Source organism: Flammeovirga sp. SubArs3, assembly GCF_947387565.1.
GTDB classification, from domain to species: Bacteria; Bacteroidota; Bacteroidia; order Cytophagales; family Flammeovirgaceae; genus Flammeovirga; species Flammeovirga agarivorans.
The window spans coordinates 189142-212273 of the sequence record NZ_CANDOA010000005.1; the positions used below are offsets into that span (position 1 = coordinate 189142).

Here is a 23132-nt window from a genome sequence, read left to right on the forward strand (position 1 = left end):
AGTTGTGATGATTAGAACATTGGTCCATCAGTAATCATGATGTCATCAACATTCATTTCATATCTTTCTCCATCAATATTACCTGTAGAGAAACCAAATGCTAGATAATCTAATGTACCTGTGAAGTCTGGTTTTTCAGCGTCACCACCCCAGTTACTCCAAGACATTGTACTTAATCTGAAAGTATATAATGTCCATTCTCCATTAGTTTCCACATAGTAATTCTCTCTATCGATATCACTACCAAACTTAGTGTCATTTTGGTAAATCTCGAACTGTAAGTTACCTTTTGCATTACCTGTATTTACCCAGAATGAAAGGTGTGGATCAGTAACACCTGAAAGGTCTAAACTGTTTGAGTTGTCCATTTTTAATGTACCAGTCCAGTTCCATGAAGTAGCTCCATCTAAGTTCACATGGATATAATGGTCACCTGCAATTGCAGACATGCTACCACCATCGATACTGTTTGTAGCTCCACCACCATTATCTTCCCAGATATAAGTAGCTGTTTCAAAGTTTTCTAACTCCTTTGCTACGATAACTGGACCATCAGTGATCATAACATTGTCAAGGTTTAAGATATAAGGGTTAGCTCCATTACCTTGTTTGTAAGATAATTTCACAAAGTCTAATGTGCCTTTGATATCTACAGCTTCTAATCCACCGCCCCAATCAGATAACTCTAGCTCTTTTAAGCTAACTGTTACCCATTGCCACTCGTTATTTGTAGCTCTAAATACATAATTGTCACCTTCGTTACCAGTGTTACTTGCTTTAAAGTCAGCACCGTTTTTGTTCCCATTCTGACCAATTTCTAATTGGAAGTAACCTTGAGAGCTCTCAGAGTTAATTTGGAAGCTTAAGTGTGGATCAGTAAAAGTAACCAAGTCAATCGGCTGACCATAGTATAATTGTCCCATCCAAGAAGTCCAACCATCACCATCTGCTTTTCTAACTGTTAAGTAGTGATCTCCTCTACCTTTTGAAATACCATTACCAGCATCTAAACCATTTTCAGGAGTAATATCACCTGGTTCATAAGGGTTAACGCCATCTTCAAAATCAAATAGAACTACTGGTTCTACAGGGTCAAAGAATTCACCTGCATCCTCAACAGTGATAGAGCCAGATTCAGGAACGTTAGATTCAGCATTATATGTTGAAACTTTAATCGTTACTTCATCTGCTAAATCGCTTGGTGCTAAAACGTTAATTTGAGATGCATTACTATTGATACCATCTACCTCAATAGTATGGCCACCAACGACTACTTCATAAATTAAATCAACATTTGTTCCTTTGATCGTAAAAACCTGACCTCTTGTGATCAGCGTAGGGTATTCTACATTTTCAGTAAGAGGGTAGATAGGTTCGAACGCACTTTCCGAAAGGACTTCCTGCTTATAAGCATTGACAACTCTTAATTGAGAAGTTTCGAAGATTCTTGGTAGTACTGCATTAATTGTATCCTCTGTAGCACTTACTGTGATTTCAGTACAAGGCGTTTCTCCAATATATACTTTAGCATTCTTAAAGTTTTCACCAACCAAAACGAAAGGCTCACCAATAACGGTAGGATTTTGGATGTTAGAGTCAGCGATTTTTGGTTGAGGGTAGTCAATGTCGTTAGATTGACTGTACTCTTTTTGAGTAGTACAAGCGTTCATTCCGCATAACATTCCAAAGAATGCTATGCCTAATGATGCTTTATGTATTTTATTCTTAATATTCATGATTTGTAATCTCTATAAGTAAGCAAAATTTAGAAAGAGTGCTTAGGATTAATAACCAGGGTTTTGAGTTAATCCAAATGAAGCTACTTCTGCTGCTGGGATAGGTAAAACAGGAACCCCGTTTAGTTTTTTACCTTCCATATTTGAAACAACAGTGCTACCAGTAATTTCATCTCTGTATCCAATGTTGTCTTTCTGAATAGCAGCTTCATAGTTATCTGTTCTTAACAGATCCCATAAACGTAGACCTTCCAATGATAGCTCTACTCTTCTCTCATGAAGAATGGCAGCTAAAAGATCATTTCCTGAGGCTGTTACTTCTGGTAAAGCCGCTGAATTATCTCTTTCAGTATAATCATTAGATTCCTCAGTCCACCCCTTAGGGTAAGTCATGTTTCTCGCTCTGTCTCTTACTTCGTTTACTCTCTGACGAGCCATTCCTTCATTACCCAAGTGATACGCAGCTTCAGCATTCATCAATAATACATCTGCATATCTTAATTTCCTTTGGTTCTGAGGGTTGTCAGATTGCTCATTTGGACGAAGTGCTTGGTCCATTAATACTTTTCTTGGGAAGTAACCAGACAAGAACTGAGAGGCTGATACACCTTGTGCAACACCATGAGCAAATTGTCCATTCTGACCTGCAGTCCATTCTAAACGAGGATCATTTTCTTCAAATTCATCTACTAAATCCTGCGTAGGGTTTAAGAATCCCCAACCCCAACCTTTGATATCAGCAGTACCTCTTGGGGCTGTTAAGATAGGAGAAGTAGAACCTGTGTTTTGGTTGGCCCAACCTGTATTTGAAGTAGTGTGTTGTACTTCAAAGATAGAACCCACACCGTTTTCACCATCTTTTTCAAATACTGTAGCTAAATTAGACGCTAAGCTGTATTGACCTGAGTTGATTACTGCATTAGTTAAATCATATACTTCTTGCCAAGTATTGTCATTAGACTTCCAGATACCAATATCATACATGGATACTCTTGCGTGGTAGGCTAAAGCCGTACCTGATGTTGCTCTACCCAATTCCATTTCAGATCTGTTACCTAACATGCTGGCCGCAGAATCTAAATCTGCTTCGATTTGAGCGATAACATCTTTTACTGGAGTTCTTCCGATAGATCCAATTTCTTCTGGTGAAACTGGAGCCGTAAATAAAGGCACATCACCAAATAATCGTACTAAGTAGAAGTAGCTGTATGCTCTGATAAATAGTGCTTCGCCAACTAATTGATCTCTAGTTTCCTCATCAAAACTAGTAGCAGGAGAGATACCTTGGATCGCTGTGTTGGCTCTGTGAATTGCTTGATAATATGTTTTCCAAGCAGAGTGAGAGGTAGCATTTACGTTTACAGCAGACCATTCTTTCAACATCTGCACATCTTGCATATCGCCAAAGTCAGATCCACCTTTCCAAGAGTTGTCAGTCATTACTTCACCAAACATCCACTCTTGCATATGGGCAACAACACCTTGATCTTGAGCAATGGCTTGGTAACATGCGTTGACTGCCATTTGAGCATTTTCAAGATCATCATAATATGCTGGAGTATCTACAGCCTGACCTTGTGGCTCTCTATCTAAGAAACTTGAACAGCTATTTCCTAGTGTTAGCATGCTACAACATGCTAGTACATTTATAATATTTTTGAATTTCATTTCTTTTCTACTTTTACGTGATTCCTCTGATTAAAAAGTAACATTCAAGCCTAATGAATAAGTAGTAGATTTTGGATAGTTACCAATATCAACACCTTGTGCTAATGGATCACCGTAATGATCACCTACTTCAGGATCATAACCACTGTAGTTAGTTAGCGTGAATAAGTTATCGACTGAAGCATAAACTCTGAAACGTTGCATGTGTAATTTCTTACAAACATTCTCATTGAAAGAATAACCTAATTGAACGTTTTGTAATCTTAGGTAAGAAGCATCTTCCACATATCTGTCAGAGAATCTACGGTTGTTGTTTGGATCACCCGATACAACTCTTGGTAAAGTACCTTCAGGATTGTTTTCTGGGTGGAAACGGTTATCGTAGTAATTTTTAGTTTGATTTTTCTGAACGTTAGAATCTTCAATCCAGAACTTCTGAATATTGGCTACTTCATTACCATATGAGCCAGTGAAGAATAAGTTCATGTCAAATCCTTTGTACTCTAGTCCAATATTGAATGAACCTGTAAATGTTGGGATAGCAGAACCAAGGTTAGTTTTATCTTCATCATCAATAGTACCGTCACCATTTAAATCGACAAACTTCACATCACCAATACCAGCATTAGGTTGTAGTGGATTACCGTCTGCATCAACATGTGCATCTAACTCTTCTTGTGATCTAAAGATACCGTCTGTTTTATAACCATAGAAGTAAGCAATTTCTTGTCCTTCTTCGGTTCTTGTAGTATATCCTAACTTGTCAATATAACCACCATCGATGTGACCAGTTTCACCTAAGTCAGTAATTTTGTTATCGATGACTGCGATATTAGCACCAACATTCCATTTTACTTCATGCTCAACATTTCTGTAGTTGATGGCGAATTCAAAACCTTTGTTTTGCATAGTACCAACGTTGACATTTGGAGAGTTTGCACCTACATAGTCAGGTACAGGTTGTGGAACCACCATGTCTTTAGTATCCTTAATGAAGTATTCTGCACTTACAGTAATCTTGTCGTTTAAGAATCCTGCATCAACACCAAAGTTGGTCATTTGTGCAGATTCCCATCTTAAATCAGGGTTAGACATTGTTGTTGGAATACGACCTTCAACGACATTACCATCAACCACATATCTTAAGTTGTTTGTTACCGTTGATAAGTAATCATTGTTACCTGCAGAAGATTGGTTACCTACTTCACCCCAACCAGCTCTCAGCTTAAGTTGTGAGACAATTTCAGAAGTTTGTAAGAAATCTTCTTCTTTGATATTCCATCCTGCAGAGAATGATGGGAAGAATCCCCAACGGTTGCCTTCTGCGAATTTTGATGAACCATCTGCTCTAAATGTGGCTGTCAATAAATACTTGTTGTCGTAGCTATAGTTAGCTCTAGCAAAATACGATTGTAATGAATTGGCTCCTTGTGAAGACGTAGCGAAATAATCAGCACCTTTTGCAGCACCTAAATATCTCATGTTTTCATTGAAAGGAACATCATAACCTGTGGCCATAATATTGTTGTAGCTGAAGTATTGCATCTCCATACCTACCATCGCTCCGAAGTTGTGATTTCCAATACTTTTCGTATAGTTAGCATAGTTAGACCAAACCCAGTCAAACTTGTTGTTTCTATGTTCATCCAACTGAGAAGTCATTCTTTGTTCTTCATTTGAAACGAAGAATTCAGGGTAGTACATCTTTTGTTGTTGGTTTCTATAATCCACACCAAAGTTGGATGTTAATGTTAAGTCTTTCGTTGCTTTAGCATTCAAAGAGAAGTTACCAACGATTCTGTTATCCCAAGAACGTTTGTATTGTTCTTGCTCTGCCATTCTTGCAGGGTTGTTGTTATAAGACCAAGTTGCTCTTGCATAAGATCCATCAGGGTTATATACTGGAGTAATTGGGTCTGTCCATAATGCTTGAGTTAGCGGACTTGAATAAACATCATTCAAGTTTGTAAGAGAGTAATTTGCGTGTGTATAGGCAATGTTTTGTCCAAAGTTTAACCAATCGTTGAATTTATGTGTGTTGTTGAACTTCACAAAGAATTTCTCCAAGTCAGTTCCTTTTAATATCCCTTCATCTTTCACATAAGATGTAGAGAAATTGAATTGATTCTTTTCAGAACCACCGTTAATTCCTAAGTTATAATTTTGGAAAGATCCTTCTCTTAATAATTCATCTTGCCAGTCAGTACCTTTATAGTTACCATTTGCTACATATTTTAATTGCTCATACTCATCTGTACCTTCTGCAAATCTGTTGGCTTCTAATCCCATCTGAGCATATTCTGATGCATTGGCCATCTCAATAGTATTAGACGCTTGCTTAACACCAGTTTGTGCATTAAATGTATACGTTACTTTATCTTGTACTTTACCTTTCTTTGTGGCAATTAAAATAACTCCATTGGCACCTCTTGAACCATATACTGCAGTTGCCGAAGCATCCTTTAGTACTTCCATAGATTCAATATCTTGTGGAGCTATGTGCGAAATGTCTTGCATTGGGAAACCATCAACTACATATAAAGGATCTGAGTTGTTGATCGTACCAATACCTCTTACTCTTACTTTTGATCCTGAGGCAGGGTTGCCAGAGTTGGTTACTTGTACACCTGGTACACGACCTTGAAGGGCCTTGTTTACATCCTCAGTGGCTATAACAGTCAATTCATCCGTTTTTACGGTCGAAACTGAACCTGTTACATCACTCTTTTTAGCAGTACCATAACCGATAACTACTACTTCTTCTAATTCTTCTAGGTCTACTTCCATATTAATCTTGAACTCTGTCTGAGTACCAACATTAATATTTTGACTTATATAGCCAATAGAAGAAATTGCTAATACTGTATCATTAGTTTTTACGTTTAACTGAAATTTACCATCAAAGTCGGAGATTGTTCCAATAGTTGTTCCTTTAATAGTGATGTTCACCCCTGGAAGAGGACTACCTGTTTCATCTGATACGCTACCTTTTATTGTTCGTTCTTGTGCATAGGCACTTATTGAAAATGTAATAGCGATGAACAGCAGAAAAAAATTTTTTAAGATCTGCATGACTATCTTTTATTGTTTAGTTGTTGTTCTATCTAAATGACTTTAGTAAAACATAAATTAAAAATAACCGCGGCGTTATGTTACAAATGTAGGGTAGACACTAATTACTTCAGAGGTTGATTTTTGACAAAAAGGAGTCTGAAAAAATATTTTTTTATCAGGGAATAAATTTTAAATAGGGAAAAAAATTACATTTTTGATGAAAATTTACCCCTACTTGAAAGTGTCGGAAGTGTTTAACATTTATCCTCCTTTTTAACCTTGAATGCATTAGCGAAATTTTTGATTCTTACCCGTTAATTTGTGATGATAGTTGTTTCATTTCATATATAATTTGATGAAAAAGGAACTTTTTTATGTGATTCATATTCTTCAAATATTATACCTAATTGATGAAAAAATCTACTAATAATGCTCATTTAAGCTAAATAGAGTAGGTTTATGATTAAAAAGTGCCTAAATGCTATTTGTCGAATTAAGTAGTATTTGTTCATAGGCCTTATCAAAATTAAAAATCTCCATATCGTCCTTTAATTGTATCAAGTACATTTGAGGTATAACCATTTGGAAGTTATTAAAATCTATCTCTGAAATGAAGAATATATATACATACATAGTGATCATTTTTTACTCTTTGTGTGTAGTGTCATGTTCTTCAAATCAAAAGAAAGTAGTGATAGAAAAAAAAGAGATTCCAAATGTAATTATTACCACAGACATTAATAATAAGGATTATTCCATTACAGATGAACATGCATTTTTATACTTACTATGGTACTTAAATAATGTTAGTGTTCAATCAGTAATGCTAGATGAATACAATGATTATGGTCTTGAAATCTTAAACAATATTATACAGTGTTATGCTCAAGATTATAAGAACCAGAGTTATTCATTTGAAGCTAGGAATTTTCCTTCGCCAGATGATCTTAAGAAGACTATTCTTACAGATAAAGAAAAGGGGATTAAAAAGGTCATCCGACAGATAAGACAAAGTAACGATTCACCAACATATTTCCTAGTACTTGGGAGTATGAAGACGGTGAAAGAAGTTCTTTTTAGAGCACCGGATTTGGCAAAGAAAGTAAGAGTTATCTCCGTTGCTTCAGGAATTAAACCTCCTGATGAAGATGTTTGTGGGAACCTGAACTGGAATGGTTGGGGAAGAACGGAAATCTTTGAAAGGTTTACAGAACTATGGTGGATAGAAAACGATTGGGCATTTAAAGGAATCTCAGAAGGAGAGGAATCGAACAAGTTGTATAACGAAGTGATCCATTTCGGAGCGATGGGTAAATACCTTTCTGAGAAGGAGAACACTTTTTTCAACTTAGAAGAAGCTATTCCATTTATGTTTCTCATCGATCCACAAGTAAATACCAAGTATCCAGAATTTGGAGGATGGACCGGGAATTACATCAAACCATTTCCGGTAGAACGTCCAAACTATTGGGTAGACAGAGCAAATACCAAAAAATGGAATTATCAAAAACCATGTAATACTTGGGACCTTGCTTTTCAGGTGTTGAATGAACGAAAAATGAGCATTGTTGATCGTAGGGACGACATGTCAACTTCACTATTATCTAATCTAAACAAACTGTATTCCTCAAATAAATAAAAGAGGAGTGAACGAAATTTTTTAAAATTCAGAATAATGAAAACACAGAATTTAATCGCTTTATTTCTGTTTTGTTTTATATCTATTGGTAGTACAAATGCTACTGATAAGGAAAATGAACCAAAACTAAATGATAAAAAAGCAACTAAAGCAACCAACGCATTATACCAAAAATTATCTCAGGTATCGGCTGAAGGTAAAACAATTTTTGGGCATCAAGATGACTTAGCATATGGATACCATTGGTGGGGCAATGGTTCTGACGTAAAGAATGTAACAGGTGATTATCCAGGTCTTTACGGATGGGACATGGGTGAAATTGGAAATGATAAAAATTTAGATGGTGTTTTATTTAGTGACATCAAGAAATATATCAAAGAAGCTTATGCTAGAGGAGGCATAACTACTTTGTCATGGCATATGATTAACCTTAAGGCAAAAACAAGTTCATGGGACACCACAAGGGTTGTTGATGAAATGCTTAAAGGAGGAAAATATCATGAAGACTTCTTAAAGAAACTGGATCTATTCGCAGATTTTGTCAATGACTTAGAGATTGATGGAGAAAAGATTCCTGTACTTTTTAGACCTTGGCATGAACATAACGGATCATGGTTCTGGTGGGGAGGTAAAAATGTCACTGAAGAGGATTACAAAAGCTTATGGCAGTTTACTGTAAAGTACTTAAGAGATAAGAAAAAAATACACCACCTGATTTATGTGTACTCTACGGATGCTTTTCAAACGGAAGAACAATACCTAGAAAGATTCCCAGGTGATGAATATGTAGATGTATTAGGTTTTGATGATTACGGTGCATTTAGAGAAAATGCGACACCAGAAAGAGAAGCTTGGGTGATCAATGAATTGGAAATTGTAGCCAAGCTTGCAGACAAGAAAGGTAAAGTTTGTGCTTTTTCAGAGTCTGGCCTTGAAGCCGTAACTGATGACACTTTCTTTACTGAAAAACTACTTCCAAAGTTAAACCATAATGAATGGACAAAGAAGGCAGCTTATATGATGCTATGGAGAAATGCGAATTATGAAAAAGAACAAAGAGACCATTTCTATGTGCCTTATAAAGGACATTCGTCAGCAAGTGATTTTATAAAATTTGTTGAAGACCCAAGCATTCTTTTAGAGTCTGAATTATCTAAAATGAAAGTAAACTAATTCATTATGCAACTCGAAGTATTAGACTTGATCATCATAGGTTTATACCTGCTTTCAACAGTAGTAATTGGTATCTACCTTAAAAAACAAGCCTCAAAAAATATGGAATCTTATTTCCTTGGGGGCAACTCATTACCATGGTATATGCTTGGTTTATCCAATGCATCAGGGATGTTTGATATCTCTGGTACCATGTGGATGGTATATCTATGTTTTGTATATGGATTGAAAAGTGTTTGGATCCCATGGCTATGGCCTGCATTTAACCAGATTTTCCTGATGATTTATTTATCGATTTGGTTACGTAGATCAAACGTATTGACTGGTGCAGAGTGGATTAGAACAAGATTTGGTGATGGTACCGGTGGAAAATTATCACACATGGTTGTTGTGTTTTTCGCTATCCTTAGCTGTTTAGGTTTTCTGTCTTATGGTTTTATAGGTATTGGTAAATTTATCGAGATCTTCATACCATGGTCATATGTTGGGCAGTTTATGCCATTTGATCTAACAGCAGAACAAGTACCTTATGTTTATGGTATTCTGTTTACAACTATCGCTACGTTTTATGTAGTTATGGGAGGTATGCTTTCAATTGTTTGGACAGACGTTTTACAATTTGGTATCATGACTGTATCTGCGATCGTTATTGCCGGCATTGCAATGTTCCAAGTAGATGCAGATACGTTAATGGGGATGGTACCAGAAGGATGGAACTCTCCATTATTCAATTATGATTTACATATGGATTGGTCCGCTTATATCCCTTCCGTAAATGATAAAATTTCAAACGATGGCTTTTCACCATTTTCTATCTTCTTTATGATGATGTTGTTTAAAGGATTCTTTGCATCGATGGCTGGTCCAGCACCAAACTTTGATATGCAAAAGATTCTATCGACAAAGTCGCCTAAAGAAGCTGCAAAAATGAGTGGTTTTGTATCTGCAGTTATGTTCTTACCAAGGTACTTAATGATAGGTGGGTTTACCATCTTAGCTGTAGTATACTTTAGTGGAGATATTAATGCTGCTGGATCAGGTTTTGATTTTGAAAATATCTTACCAATGGCCATTAAAGAATTTGTTCCTTCAGGGCTTATGGGATTATTATTAGCAGGTTTATTGGCTGCTTTTATGTCAACCTTCGCTTCTACGGTAAATGCCGCTCCAGCTTATTTAGTGAATGATATTTATTTAAGATATATCAACCCTAATGCAAGTGGTAAACTACAAATGAGAGCAAGTTATATCATATCAGCTTCAGTAGTAGTTTTAAGTACTATTATTGGTTTATATGTTGAGGATATTAATTCTGTATTACAATGGATAGTTTCTGCACTGTATGGTGGTTATATCGCTGCTAACTTCTTAAAATGGCATTGGTGGAGATTTAATGGTCATGGATTCTTCTGGGGTATGGCAGCAGGTATTGCCGCGTCAATGGTTTTCCCATTAGTGTTTAAAGAAACTTTAGAGTTGTATTACTTCCCATTACTGTTTGTTGTTTCATTAATCGGTTCTGTTGCAGGTACTTTACTGACAGCTCCAACAGAAGAAAAAACGCTGATGAATTTCTACAAGACGGTAAAACCTTGGGGTTTCTGGGGGCCAATAAAGCGTAAAGTGATGGAGAAAGATCCAAGCTTTGAAAGTAATAAAGATTTCAAAAAAGACATGTTCAATGTTGTAACGGGTATAGTATGGCAGTCAATGCTAACACTATTGCCTCTATACATTGTGATCAAGGAGGAAATGGGAATTCTTTCAACTGCAGCCATCTTAATTATTACCACGCTAATCCTTAAGAAAAATTGGTACGATAAGTTGCCTGAAGAACCAATAAAGGTTCCTGAAAATAAAGAAGAAAAAGAACTAGTATCAGCCAACTAAAATATTGCTTTTAAGAAGCAATAGGGAGATACAAAGTAGAATAAATAACAAACTAAGTAGAGAGTATAAAATATTACCAAGATGAATTTTAAAGAGAAATTAGTCGATATAATTGAAAAACAAGAGGTATTACTAAGCAAGAAAAATACTCCTTCAGAAGCATATAATGGTATTTTTACTAAATATAAACATCCAATCATTACTGCAGAACATACACCTGTATATTGGAGATATGATCTAAATGAAGCGACGAACCCATTATTACAAGAGCGTATTGGAATGAATGCTACTTTCAATGCTGGTGCAATCCGCTTCAATGGGAAATATGTACTAATGGTAAGAGTAGAAGGTGTGGATAGAAAATCATTCTTTGCAGTTGCAGAAAGTGATAATGGTATCGATAATTTCAGATTTTGGGATAAACCAGTTTTAATGCCTGAAACGGATGAACCGGATACTAACGTTTACGATATGCGTTTAACACAGCATGAAGACGGTTGGATCTATGGTATTTTCTGTACAGAAAGAAAAGATCCTAATGCACCATCAGGAGATACATCTTCTGCTGTGGCTGCTGCAGGTATCGTTCGTACTAAAGACTTGGTAAACTTCGAACGTCTTCCAGATTTAATCTCTTATTCTGGTCAACAAAGAAATGTAGTATTGCACCCAGAATTTGTAGAGGGTAAATATGCTCTTTACACTAGACCTCAAGACGGGTTTATAGATACGGGTTCTGGAGGCGGAATTGCCTGGGGGTTAACAGACTCAATGGAAAATGCCGAGGTAAAAGAAGAGGTTGTGATTGAACCGAAAGTGTATCACACTATTAAAGAAGTGAAAAACGGACAAGGACCGGCTCCAATCAAAACGTCAGAAGGTTGGTTGCATCTAGCACATGGTGTTAGAAATACTGCAGCAGGTCTTCGTTATGTGTTGTATATGTTTATGACTTCATTGGAAGATCCCACAAAAGTAACACATCGTCCGGGTGGACATTTTATCGCTCCATTAGGAGAGGAAAGAGTTGGCGATGTTTCTAATGTAGCTTTTGCAAATGGTTGGATTGCAGATGAAAGTGGAGAAGTGAAAATATATTATGCATCATCCGATACTAGAATGCATGTGGCGACTTCTACTGTAGCACAGTTAATAGACTATTGTAAGAATACTCCCGAAGATGGTTATCGTTCGGTAACATCAGTGCAGACGATTCATGATATGGTCGATCAGAATGAAAAAATGATAGACGAATTGGGACTTACTATTCCTAACAGACAAACTGTTTAAATGATAAGAAGAGGGAGGTGAGAGGTATAGTTGCAAGTTTCATTAAATCTCACCTCTTTTTCTTCTTGTTTCCCTTATTAAAATTAGATTATTTATAGATAGTTAAGGGTTTTATATACTACAGAATACATCAAAATAACATCATCAAATTTCCATCAAATGAATAGAGAGTCATTCAAAATATCGCTAGAAAAAGAACTTAAGGATGGTATTTTAAACTATTGGTTGTCAAATACAATTGATCATAAAAATGGAGGTTTTTTTGGCCAGATTACTTATGATAATATAGTACACAAAGAAGCCGACAAAGGATCGATTATGCATGCAAGAATCTTATGGACATTTGCAGCAGCATATAACCAATTGAAAGATGATAAGTACCTGGAATTATGTGATTATGCCTATGACTACATTAAGAAGGTATTTATCGATAAAAATCATGGTGGTGTTTATTGGATGGTTGATTATTTAGGTAACAAGGTAGATGGAAAGAAACAAATTTATGCGAATGCATTTGTTATCTACGCCTTTTCTGAATATGCAATTGCAAAAGGTATTCAAGAACCATTAGACCTGGCAATGGACCTCTTTCATAAAATCGAAGAACATGCTTTTGATAAAGAATTAAATGGTTATTTCGAAGCATATTCTGAAGAATGGGTTTTGATGGAAGATTTACGACTTAGCGAGAAAGACAAAAACGAAAAGAAAACAAATAATACGCACTTACATATATTAGAAGCCTATACCACATTATTTAAAGCAACTAAAGATATACAGGTAGGACAACAGTTGAAAAACTTAATTGTACTATTCTTGGATACTATCTTGGATTCTAATACCTTCCATTTTAAATTATTTTTTGATGAAAACTGGACACTGAAATCTGATGAAATTAGCTATGGTCATGATATAGAAGGAGCATGGTTAATTCAGGAAGCAGCTCAAGAGCTGGGTGATGTGACTCTATTAGAAAGAGTAAAGGATGCAGCAGTGAAAATTGCTGATGTTACTTTAGCTGAAGGTATTGCAGAAGATGGAGCTATCGTCAATGAAGGTGACCCGACGGGTATCACAGATACAGACAGACATTGGTGGCCTCAGATTGAAGCGATGGTAGGTTTTATCAATGCTTATGAAAATACAGATGATGAAAAGTATCTAATTGCAGCCCATCGTTTGTGGGAATATTCGATAGAACATTTAGTCAATAAAGAATTTGGCGAATGGTGGTGGAGAGTTGATGAAAATAATACACCTAATTTAGAAGAAGATAAAGTAGGCCCATGGAAAGCACCATATCATAATGGTCGCGCATGTTTAGAAGGTATAAAACGATTTGAAAAATTAGCACAAACAACATCAATAAAATGAAAGAAATTAAATTACTCTTAAAATACATGATACTGCTTGTAGTAGTAGCATCATGTTCAAAACCAACTCAAGAGCAAAGTACTTCCTTAAATAACAACTTTGTTATGGTACAAAATGGTGCCTTTTTCCTAAATGGGAATCCCTATTATTTTATGGGAGCGAATTATTGGTATGGAATGAATATCGGTATGGAAAAAGGTGGCAACCGTCAACGTCTGATCAATGAATTGGATCAGATGAAAAATATGGGGATCACTAACCTGAGAATTTTAGCTTCTTCAGAAGGTGATGAAAACCAGTCCTTTCAAGTACACCCAACAATGCAAACGGCTCCGGGCGAATACAATGAAGATGTATTTGTTGGTCTAGACTTTTTACTTCAGGAGATGGGGAAAAGAGATATGAAAGCCGTTATGGTATTAAATAACTTTTGGACTTGGTCGGGAGGAATGCCTCAATATTTACAATGGTCTGGAAAAGGAGCTATTCCTTATCCTCAAATTTCAAAAGAATGGAACAAATTTACGGACTACTCTAAACAGTTCTACTCTGATGAAAAAGCCTTAAAAATGTTTGATGACCATTTGAGAGTACTGATCAATAGAAAAAATTCTTTAACAGGTTTAGCCTATAGTGAAGACCCGACCATTATGTCTTGGCAACTTAGTAATGAGCCAAGAGGATATAGCGAAGTGGAAGCGTATCACAAATGGATTAAAGCGACTGCAACGCTTATTAAGCAACTTGATCCAAACCATTTAGTATCATTGGGTTCTGAAGGAGACTCCCCAGGTCCTGATGCAGGTATCAGTCTTCTAAAAGATAATACGATCGATGAAATTGATTATGTAACCATCCATATTTGGGCACAAAATTGGGGTTGGTACGATCCTGCACACCCAGAAGAAAAGTTTGAAGAGACAAAGAAAAAAGTCACTACTTATTTGACAAAACATATCCAAGATGCTAAACAGTTAGGAAAACCTGCAGTATTGGAAGAGTTTGGGATTGCTAGAGACAACGATGATTATTCACCTACAGCGACAACGGTTTGGAGAGATAAATATTATCAATTTGTATTTAATGAAGTTGTAAAACATGCACAGGAAAACGCTCCTATCTATGGTATGAATTTCTGGGCTTACTCAGGGGAAGGACGACCAGCAGTACCAAAAGAATTTTGGAAAAAAGGAGATGACTTTATTGGAGATCCTCCACATGAACCACAAGGTTGGTATGGAGTTTATGATAAAGACCAAAGTACTATTCAGGTGATTAAGGAGTATGCTAAGAAAATGAATGTACTGTCTACTAAAGTGGTAGCTGAAAATGTAACTCAATAATGAAGACAGTAATAAAATATATTTTTGGTTGTTATCTCTTGGGTATTTTGTTTCCAACATTTGCCCAAGAGAAAAGACCTCCCAATGTCATTTTGATATTAACCGATGATCAAGGATGGGGCGACTTTTCTTATACAGGAAATGAGTTTCTGAAAACACCTCACTTTGATCAGATGACAGAAGAAAGTGCTGTATTGGATCACTTTTATGTCAGTCCTGTTTGTGCACCAACAAGAGCAAGTGTATTAACAGGTAGGTACCACTTAAGGACAGGTGTGTCGTTTGTGACGAGAGGTAGGGAAAATATGAGAGCAGAGGAAATAACCATTGCCGAAGCATTTAAATCGGCAGGTTATGCCACAGGCTGTTTTGGAAAATGGCATAATGGAGCTCATTACCCTGAAAATCCCCAAGGACAAGGTTTTGATACTTTCCTTGGGTTTACCTCCGGTCATTGGAGTAATTACTTTGATACACAATTGGAATATAATGGAGAAATGGTAGAGACAAAGGGATACATCACTGATGTTTTGACCGATGCGACGATCGAATTTATTGAAAAAAATAAAGATCAACCATTTTTTGCATATGTACCGTTTAATGCTCCTCACACTCCATACCAAGTACCAGATAAGTACTATGATCTTTATAAAGACATTGATTTTGGGTATAGCGAAAAGCAAAATAAGAAGATTGCTACTATTTATGGAATGTGTAAAAATGTGGACGATAATCTAGGAAGAATTCGTCAGTACTTAAAAGAGAACAATTTAGAAGAAAATACAATTGTTTTGTTTTTGTCGGACAATGGACCTCAAGGAGATCGTTACAATGGTCCATGGAGAGGAGGAAAAACATCAGTACATGAAGGAGGCTCATTGGTTCCTTGTACTATTCAATGGAAAGGAAAGATACCTTCATCTGTAAAAACACAATCAACGGCTCATATTGATCTTATGCCTACACTAATTGGGTTAGCTGGTATTGAGAAATCTCAACAAATCCAATTTGATGGGATAGATTTGAGCAAGTATTTATTAGACTCCAAAGCAGTTATTGAAGACCGAAATCTATATACACATATGACAGGATTTGAAATAACGGCAGAAAGAGGTGCAGTGAGACAGGGAGACTATAGGTTTACGACAGAATTTGGAGAGAAAGGATTGTATAATCTTAAAGAAGACCCTTCTGAGAAAAAGAATCTAATAGACCAACTACCTAATAAATCTAAGGAACTAGAAAATGCATTTCTAGATTGGTACAAAGATGTTACGGCTTCAGGTTTTTCAGATTTACGAATTCCTATAGGATACTCTGAAAGTAAAAGAGTAGTGCTAGCTGCTCACGAAAGTAGTGCTAAAGGTGATTTAAAATTTAAAGCCAACGTTAATGGTTGGGCACATGATTGGTACTTAGTAGATGGCGATGCTGAAATCCAGTGGCCTATTGCTATCGTACAACCTTCAACTTTCCACTTACAATTAAAGTACGCTGGAGACGTAGTAAAAGGAGATATTATAGAAGTGACAATTGGTCATCAAACGATAAAGAAAAAAATCAGAAAAAATTATACTCCGACACCATTACCAACTCCGGATAGAGTAATGAGAGAACAGGAAGCAAAAGAACAAACTTGGGGAACTCTAGACCTTGGGAAGGTATCCTTACCTGAATTAGGAAAAACTACCTGTGAAATAAAAATACAGAAAGTGAATAAAGGAACTCTTGAGGTGAAAGAATTGATCACAAGAAGAATAGATACGCTGTAAAGCTGTCTCAGGAAAGAAAACAATCAGATATGATTTTTTAAACTAAACATAATTTAAAATATTTTTCACTTGGATTATGAGAAAAAAGATGAATACATACTTATTATTACTTTTTCTAGGGTTGATAAGTTGTTCGACAGAAGAACCAACAGATACCCCTGAAACTACTATGGGAAACTTGACCCTCTCTGTCGCTATCGATGAACAAGTTGATGAACAAAGCTCGCAGCGTCAAAATGAAGAAACATTGGGCATGAAAATCAATATCGTTGATGTTGATGGCAAGACAGTGGATTCTTACGCATCAATAAATGAATTACCAGAGGAGATCGAATTAGCAACAGGTGTATATACTGCACAAGGAGTAAGCACATCATCTAAACAATTGGGTTTTGATGATCCTCAATATGGTGGTACTTCAGAGGATTTTTCGATCCAATCCGATCAATTAACTGCGGTGAGTTTATCATGTAATCTTCAGAATACAATGGTTTCTGTAGCCTATTCAGATGTGGTAAAAAATCAGTTTTCGGTATATTCTTCTGTTGTAAAATCTTCTTTTGGAGAGTTAACTTTCGAGCAAGGCGAAACAAGATCAGGGTACTTTAGATCGAGTGGAAGCTTAACAGTAAATTCAACTATTGGAGAAGGAAATAGCCAGTTGAATGCAGAAGTAACAATTGATAATATCCAACCTACAACACATTACACTGTAACTATTGATGTGGATACAGGTACAGGAAAATTAGTAATTACGGTTGATGAAACTGTACTTGATGGTGGTGAAAAAGATATTGTAATTACTCCAGTAGAGGGAGAAGCAAGACCAGATTACAACACATCTATTGGTTTCTTTACTAAAGATGGGAAATTATACGATGCCAATGGAGTAGAATTTATTGCTAGAGGCCTTAACAATGCTCACTTCTGGTTCGATAACGGAGGAAGAGAATTGGCATTAGATGCGTTGACTCCAATTGCGGCCTATCACTCAAATGCAGTACGATTGGTTTGGCAAACAAACTATGAAGCTAAAAACTGGAATAATGTTGAAGAAAGTGTTCAACTAAGAAAGTTGATCACAACAACGATCGACAAAGGTATGGTGCCAATGATCGAATTACATGATGTAACAGGCGATGAAAGTAAGGAAAACTTATTAAAAATGGCCGAATTTTATGTCAGAGCAGATATTCTTGCAGTGATGAAAGAGTTCGAAAGTATCCTTCTAATTAACATCGCAAATGAATGGAGTGGTAAAACAACTACATATAGAGATGCTTATAAAGAGGCGGTAACTATGATGAGAAATGCAGGCCTTAAACATACCATCGTTATTGATGCAAGTGGCTGGGGACAAGACATGACACCGATTTTTGATTATGGACAGGAAATCATTGATAATGATCCTCAGAAGAATATTCTGTTCTCTGTTCACATGTACCAAAGTTATAGAAATGAAGTGACTATTACTTCAAACCTTGAGAAAGCGGTTGAAATGAAATTGCCATTGATTGTTGGTGAATTTGGTTTCCAACATGGTGGAACTCCAGAAGCACCAATTCAGATTCCATATGAACATATTCTTTCAGAATGTGAACGTTTAGGAATCGGATGGTATGCTTGGTCATGGAAAGGAAATTCTGGAGGAGTAGAATACTTGGACCTTTCTGAAGATTGGGAAGGTACTACACTAACAGATTGGGGTGATGGTATTGTAAATGATGTCAATGGCCTAAAGAATACATCGAAGAAAGTATCAGTGATTAACTAATTGAAACAATGAAAAACATGAAAAAATTATTTATCACAGCACTTGTAAGTGTACTATTTTTCAGTTGTACTACTTCAGATGAAAAAGAAAATGAAGTGCATCAAGGACAGTTGGTTATTCAGCTTTCGAGTAACCAGAGAAGTTTGGAAGAGGTAGAAGAATATGGATTATCTATAGTAAATGCAGAAGGTGAGGCAGTTATTGTTTTTGACAAAGTTGCTGACGCTCCAGCCTCTATTGACCTAGCAGTGGGGAGCTATACTGTAAAAGTATACAGTGCTGAGGAGAAACCTCCTTTTTCTTTCGATGCACCATATTTCTATGGAGAAGAAGCATGTGTGATTGAAAGTGGTCAGGAGACTTCTGTAAGCATTGACTGTAAGATGGAACATGTTAAACTAACATTAGCGTATTCATCTGAAATTACAGATAATGCAAAATCTTATTCGTCTGTTATTGAATCTGCTAATGGCCAAATTACAATAGATGAAGAAACATCAAACACTGTTTATGCAGAGCGTTCTGCATTAATCATATCAACAACAATAGAAGAACAAGACGGAACTGTTTTGACAGGTAAACAGGTGATTTCTGGGTTAGAAAATCAAACGGAATATTTAATAAATATTTCTTACTAACTACTACTAAGTATAAACCAAAAAATAGAAAAGCTATCCCGTTTGGGATAGGCTTTTCTCTACTATCAATTCACAACTAACGATTATCCACAACAAAACTTTTTAGTGAAATGAAAAAAATTATTTATACATCGATACTGTTACTTTTTTTTAGTATTACATATTCTCAGGATAAAATTTTTCACCATATCAATGAGAATTCAGGTTTAACAAATAAGGTAGTTAAGGACCTTATCAGGGATAAAAAAGGCTTTTTATGGGCAGCAACACAAAACGGGCTGCACCGCTATGATGGATATAAAATGAAGGTGTATAGAACTTCATCTTCAGATCCGAATTTTGCACTTTCTAGTAATGACATTAATGTCTTAATGGAAGACAACCAACAGCGTTTATGGGTAGGTACTACAACCAACTTACACATGATGAATGCTGATGGAGAATCATTTATAAAATTAATGGATAAATCACCTTTTGGCGAAGAGGCTTTTGTGTTTGAAATCACTTCGATTATTCAAGACAAAGACGATGATATTTGGGTAGGAACAAAAGGAGCAGGTTTATATAAGTTTAATGAAGATGGTGAACTATTGGTTCATTATTTATCAAATAAAGAAAGTAGGTACTTGTCTACTATCAATGCGTTAGCCGAGGACAAAAACGGCAATATTTGGATTGGTCATGATGAGTTGAACATTAGTGTTTTTGATAGAGAAAACGGGGCGTTTTCAATGATCCGTCTGGACCAAAATCAAAGTCACTTTGTGAATAATAATGCTAGTGATATTACTAAAATAATCGTCACTGAAAATAAAGGAATATTAGTGGGTACGTTGCAGAATGGACTCTTTTCAATTCACCCACAAACCAAAGAGATAGATTATTTATATACCATAAATAAAACCCTAAAGCACCCATCTATCCAAGATATTGTTGTCGATAATTTTAGACAAGTTTGGGTGGCAACTTCTGATGGATTACACCTATTATCATCATATAGTGATAAGGTGACGAAGATATACAGAAATGATGATCTAAATAAAAAGAGTATTGCTTCGAATGCCTTGAAGTCTCTTTGTTATGATCAACAGAATATTTTATGGGTTGGTGTTTCGGGAAAAGGGATTGATTACATAGAACCAAACTTTAAGAAATTCAACACTTACAAAAGAGAGGTGATGAATTATAATAGCCTTAAGCACACAACAGTGCAAACTATTTTTGAAGATAGTAAAAAGAACTTGTGGTTTGGTACAAGTGGTGGTGGTGTATCCTTCTTAAATACAAAAACAGGAAAATACGAACACTATACCCCAGAAAAAGGAAATCCAGATAAGTTACAAGAGTGGTCAGTTTTTTCTATTTATGAAGACCATCAAGGAAATATTTGGGTCGGTTCTTATTTAGGTGGTTTAGCAAAATTCGATACCAAAACAAAAAAGTTTAAGACCTACAAAAACAATTCTTGGGATAAATCTAGCCTACCTCATGATGACGTTAGAGATATTTTTGAAGATAGTAAAAACCAATTGTGGGTGACTACAAATGGAGGCGGTGTTGCTATTTTTGACAGAGAGCAAGAAACTTTTAAAGTATTTCAGAGAGAACATAACAAAGGAGCTGAAACGTTATCGAGTAACTGGACTCTCAATGTTTATGAAGATTCAAGAGGTTGGATTTGGGTAGGAACATATGGAGGATTATCTATTTATTACCCGAATGAAGACCGTTGGATTAACTTTATGAATGATAAAGATGATCCCAAGTCATTATCGCACAACTGGGTATATGCAGTCCACGAAGATAAAGAGGGCAATATTTGGATTGGTACCGCTGGAGGTTTGAATAAGATTGATGAAGAAAAGATGTCATCACCGATCAAAAAATATACCTCAGATCTTATGAGTTTATACTCTGAAAAAGAAGGACTGATGAGCAATAGTATTCATGGTATTTTAGAAGACGAAAAAGGCAACTTATGGTTGAGCTCTAACTCCGGTATTACAAAATTTAATGTAGATGAAAATTCATTCCGTCATTTTACCAAAGACGATGGATTACAAGGCAATGAGTTTATACCCATGTCTTATATGAAAACAGCAAAAGGGAAACTTATTTTTGGTGGAAATAACGGTGCCAACGAGTTTTTACCAAAAGAGATCAATATCAATCCTTTTTCTCCTAAAGTAGTACTCACAGGATTTTCACTTTTTAATCAAGAAGTAAAAGCCAGTACTAACTCAGCCATTCTATCAAGAGATATAACAAGTACAGATGAGATCGTTTTGAACCATGATCAAAATGTATTGACATTCAATTTTGTAGCCCTAAATCTAATTTCACCAGAGAAAAACCAATATGCATATAAAATGGATGGTTTTGATAAGGATTGGAATTATGTTAATCATAAAAGAGAGGCAATTTATACTAACCTCGATCCGGGTGATTATATTTTTATGGTAAAAGGAACCAATAATGATGGCTTATGGAGTGAGGATGAACAAGAAATCTTACTAACTATTTATCCTCCATATTGGCAGACTTGGTGGTTTAGACTTTCAGTATTTCTATTGTTGGTATTAACGATCTACTTAGGGTATAAATGGAAAGTTAGAGCTTACAAGAGAGAACAACAGGTTTTGGAAAATACTGTAAATGAAAGGACTGCGGAACTTGCTGAAAGAAATGATGATCTTTTAATGATCAACGAGGAAGTTCAGCAACAAGCGGAAGAACTTGAAATGCAGAGGGACAACCTTTCGAACACCAATAAGTTGATTTCAGAACGAAATATTGAACTAAATAAAAAGAACACTGAGATTTCGACTTTATTGGATCAGTTGAAAGTGGCCAATGGGGAGATTTCATTAAAAAACAGACATATAACAGACTCCATTCGTTATGCTCAAACAATGCAGGAAGCGATACTTCCATTAACAGGTCAGTTTTCGCAGTTCTTTACGAATCACTTTATTCTTTTTAAACCAAAAGACATTGTCTCTGGAGACTTCTATTGGTTAAGTGCAAAAGATACCGAAAACAGACTTTTTGTAGCAGTAGTGGATTGTACTGGACATGGTGTTCCAGGGGCTTTTATGTCGATGATCGGTATGTCTTTATTGAATAAAATAGTCAACGAAAATAATATTACATCTCCTGCATTAGTCTTAAAAAAGTTAGATGAAGGGATCAGAAAAGCATTAAAACAGGAGCATTCTAAAAATTCTGATGGGATGGATTTAAGTATCATACGCATCGACCCTACAGAGAATGGTAGCAAAGAATTATGTTTCTCTTCTGCAAAAGGGATGATGTACATCTACAATAAAGAGGAACATGCACTAAAGAAAATTTCTGGGGATAGAATCTCGATTGGAGGAATAAAAAGAAGAAAAGAGAAGAAGTTTACTGAACAAAATTTCTCATTGAAAAAAGGTGACCGATTGTATCTTCTTACTGACGGATACATTGATCAATGCGATATCGACCGTAAGAAATTTGGTTCTATAAAATTGGAGAAGATCTTTTTCCAATCTATCAAAATGCCTTTAGAAAAACAGTATAGTTTATTGTTGGATGTATTAAGGATACATCAAGGAGATGCAGAACAAAGAGATGATATTACTATTCTGGGATTTGAAATTTAATGATTAGAAAATGAGTGAATAATGTGAAATAAAAATAACTAACTATGAAAACAGATAAATTGATTAGAATAGGTTTTATTTTTCTAATATTCTTATTCGCTACTGTGATTATTATTGAATCTGTTTATCTACTC

At 35.8% G+C, this 23132-nt stretch carries 13 protein-coding genes; 10 read left to right on the plus strand and 3 right to left on the minus strand.

Going from position 1 to position 23132, the window contains the following annotated elements:
- Window positions 1-11: 11 nt before the first annotated feature.
- From QL232_RS15820 to QL232_RS15830, 3 genes are all read right to left on the minus strand, one after another.
- A complete protein-coding gene (locus QL232_RS15820) occupies window positions 12-1736 on the minus strand; it encodes a hypothetical protein (RefSeq protein ID WP_281614828.1) in 1725 nt (574 codons plus the stop codon).
- 48 nt (window positions 1737-1784) lie between these two features.
- The gene (locus QL232_RS15825) at window positions 1785-3362 is read right to left on the minus strand and encodes a RagB/SusD family nutrient uptake outer membrane protein (protein WP_211093346.1); all 1578 of its coding nucleotides are present in this window, start codon (window positions 3360-3362) and stop codon (window positions 1785-1787) included.
- A 72-nt stretch (window positions 3363-3434) separates the two neighbouring features.
- On the minus strand, window positions 3435-6476 hold the full coding sequence (locus QL232_RS15830) for a TonB-dependent receptor (RefSeq protein ID WP_168884096.1): 3042 nt from the start codon (window positions 6474-6476) through the stop codon (window positions 3435-3437).
- Window positions 6477-7068: 592 nt separating this feature from the next.
- On the opposite strand from QL232_RS15830, the gene QL232_RS15835 reads away from it, so the two are divergent.
- From QL232_RS15835 to QL232_RS15880, 10 genes are all read left to right on the plus strand, one after another.
- Window positions 7069-8097, plus strand: coding sequence for a hypothetical protein (locus QL232_RS15835; protein ID WP_281614829.1), 1029 nt, complete (start codon window positions 7069-7071; stop codon window positions 8095-8097).
- A 36-nt stretch (window positions 8098-8133) separates the two neighbouring features.
- The gene (locus tag QL232_RS15840) at window positions 8134-9270 is read left to right on the plus strand and encodes a glycosyl hydrolase (protein ID WP_281614830.1); all 1137 of its coding nucleotides are present in this window, start codon (window positions 8134-8136) and stop codon (window positions 9268-9270) included.
- 6 nt (window positions 9271-9276) lie between these two features.
- Window positions 9277-11160, plus strand: coding sequence for a sodium:solute symporter family protein (locus tag QL232_RS15845; RefSeq protein WP_281614831.1), 1884 nt, complete (start codon window positions 9277-9279; stop codon window positions 11158-11160).
- Between the two features lie 81 nt (window positions 11161-11241).
- A complete protein-coding gene (locus QL232_RS15850) occupies window positions 11242-12450 on the plus strand; it encodes a glycosidase (protein ID WP_281614832.1) in 1209 nt (402 codons plus the stop codon).
- A gap of 159 nt (window positions 12451-12609) precedes the next feature.
- Window positions 12610-13824 (plus strand): AGE family epimerase/isomerase, encoded by a 1215-nt coding sequence (locus tag QL232_RS15855; RefSeq protein WP_281614833.1) that lies wholly within the window; start codon window positions 12610-12612, stop codon window positions 13822-13824.
- Window positions 13821-15167, plus strand: coding sequence for a cellulase family glycosylhydrolase (locus QL232_RS15860; protein WP_281614834.1), 1347 nt, complete (start codon window positions 13821-13823; stop codon window positions 15165-15167). The genes QL232_RS15855 and QL232_RS15860 overlap by 4 nt, the downstream gene beginning before the upstream one ends.
- On the plus strand, window positions 15167-16939 hold the full coding sequence (locus tag QL232_RS15865; protein WP_281614835.1) for an arylsulfatase: 1773 nt from the start codon (window positions 15167-15169) through the stop codon (window positions 16937-16939). The genes QL232_RS15860 and QL232_RS15865 overlap by 1 nt, the downstream gene beginning before the upstream one ends.
- 88 nt (window positions 16940-17027) lie before the next feature.
- Window positions 17028-18713 (plus strand): DUF4493 domain-containing protein, encoded by a 1686-nt coding sequence (locus tag QL232_RS15870; protein ID WP_281614836.1) that lies wholly within the window; start codon window positions 17028-17030, stop codon window positions 18711-18713.
- Between the two features lie 17 nt (window positions 18714-18730).
- Complete coding sequence (locus QL232_RS15875; RefSeq protein ID WP_281614837.1) at window positions 18731-19351, plus strand: DUF4493 domain-containing protein; 621 nt, start codon at window positions 18731-18733, stop codon at window positions 19349-19351.
- A 110-nt stretch (window positions 19352-19461) separates the two neighbouring features.
- Window positions 19462-22998, plus strand: a complete 3537-nt coding sequence (locus tag QL232_RS15880; RefSeq protein WP_281614838.1) for a two-component regulator propeller domain-containing protein — start codon at window positions 19462-19464, stop codon at window positions 22996-22998.
- Window positions 22999-23132 lie beyond the last annotated feature (134 nt).

Coding starts and splice junctions, on each gene's coding strand:
- QL232_RS15820 (WP_281614828.1), bottom strand. CDS start 1,736: ATGAATATTAAGAATAAAATACATAAAGCATCATTAGGCATAGCATTC.
- QL232_RS15825 (WP_211093346.1), bottom strand. CDS start 3,362: ATGCTAACACTAGGAAATAGCTGTTCAAGTTTCTTAGATAGAGAGCCA.
- QL232_RS15830 (WP_168884096.1), bottom strand. CDS start 6,476: ATGCAGATCTTAAAAAATTTTTTTCTGCTGTTCATCGCTATTACATTT.
- QL232_RS15835 (WP_281614829.1), top strand. CDS start 7,069: ATGAAGAATATATATACATACATAGTGATCATTTTTTACTCTTTGTGT.
- QL232_RS15840 (WP_281614830.1), top strand. CDS start 8,134: ATGAAAACACAGAATTTAATCGCTTTATTTCTGTTTTGTTTTATATCT.
- QL232_RS15845 (WP_281614831.1), top strand. CDS start 9,277: ATGCAACTCGAAGTATTAGACTTGATCATCATAGGTTTATACCTGCTT.
- QL232_RS15850 (WP_281614832.1), top strand. CDS start 11,242: ATGAATTTTAAAGAGAAATTAGTCGATATAATTGAAAAACAAGAGGTA.
- QL232_RS15855 (WP_281614833.1), top strand. CDS start 12,610: ATGAATAGAGAGTCATTCAAAATATCGCTAGAAAAAGAACTTAAGGAT.
- QL232_RS15860 (WP_281614834.1), top strand. CDS start 13,821: ATGAAAGAAATTAAATTACTCTTAAAATACATGATACTGCTTGTAGTA.
- QL232_RS15865 (WP_281614835.1), top strand. CDS start 15,167: ATGAAGACAGTAATAAAATATATTTTTGGTTGTTATCTCTTGGGTATT.
- QL232_RS15870 (WP_281614836.1), top strand. CDS start 17,028: ATGAATACATACTTATTATTACTTTTTCTAGGGTTGATAAGTTGTTCG.
- QL232_RS15875 (WP_281614837.1), top strand. CDS start 18,731: ATGAAAAAATTATTTATCACAGCACTTGTAAGTGTACTATTTTTCAGT.
- QL232_RS15880 (WP_281614838.1), top strand. CDS start 19,462: ATGAAAAAAATTATTTATACATCGATACTGTTACTTTTTTTTAGTATT.